Origin of the sequence: Achromobacter sp. ACM05 (assembly GCF_019218915.1) — a bacterium.
Classification (GTDB): Bacteria; Pseudomonadota; Gammaproteobacteria; order Burkholderiales; family Burkholderiaceae_B; genus Achromobacter; species Achromobacter animicus.
This window is the reverse complement of the sequence record NZ_JAHUWQ010000016.1, coordinates 1-426: the sequence shown is the minus strand read 5'-3', so window position 1 is coordinate 426 and position 426 is coordinate 1. Positions and strand designations below refer to the sequence as shown.

Genomic DNA, 426 nt, shown 5'->3' with positions numbered 1-426 from the left:
CGGACGGCGACAAGAGCGAAGCGGTGCTGACCATCACGATCAACGGCCAAACCGACGGTCCTCCGGTCGTCACCCCGGTGGACTCTGACGGCAACGTCACCAGCGCGCACAACAGCGTGGTGGAAGCCTCCGGTGCAACCGTCACGGGTTCGGTTGGCGTGTCGGCGGAAGCTGGCATAACCGCCGTCACCGTGGCTGGCCGCGATGTGACTGGCGCCTCTGCCGCCAACCCGGTCGTCATCACCACCGACAAGGGCATCCTGACTGTCACGGGCTACAACGCTGCGACCGGCGTCATTTCCTACTCGTACAAGGAAACGGGCGGCGCCGATAACCACTCGGCGGGCGATGACTCGGTTCGCGACAACTTCACGGTCAAGGTCACCGACCTGGCTGGCAAGTCGACGAGCAATGATCTGATCATCC

1 protein-coding gene is annotated in these 426 nt (G+C 63.8%); it reads left to right on the top strand.

Annotated features, from left to right (window positions below):
• A partial coding sequence (locus KW836_RS28210; protein ID WP_218345308.1) for a hypothetical protein occupies positions 1-426 on the top strand: 426 nt, incomplete at both ends.